The organism is Gardnerella coleohominis (assembly GCF_002896555.1).
GTDB classification, from domain to species: Bacteria; Actinomycetota; Actinomycetes; order Actinomycetales; family Bifidobacteriaceae; genus Bifidobacterium; species Bifidobacterium vaginale_F.
Genome location: NZ_MNLH01000038.1, coordinates 1 through 267 on the forward strand (window position 1 = coordinate 1; position 267 = coordinate 267).

1 protein-coding gene is annotated in these 267 nt (G+C 36.7%); it reads left to right on the forward strand.

The features are described from left to right. A partial coding sequence (locus BFS05_RS06610; RefSeq protein ID WP_180978629.1) for a permease occupies positions 1 to 267 on the forward strand: 267 nt, incomplete at both ends.

A 267-nucleotide genomic window follows, 5' to 3' on the forward strand; every position in this document is an offset into this window, starting at 1 on the left:
AATGTGTATAAGAGACAGTTCGTGCTCATATCTATACCAATGATGATGCTTATTGCCTACGCCAGCTCACTTTGTTCAAGCTCAGATGCTGTTATTGCGAGGAGTTTAGCAGCATCTTTGCCTATATCTTCTGTGATTGCTTTCTTGATTTTCGGACCAATGTTAGATATTAAAAACACTCTTATGCTTCTTTCAGATTGCAAAGCTAAGTTTGTTTTGCGCATCACTTTAACAATTACAGTATTATGCCTGTCTCTTATACAATCT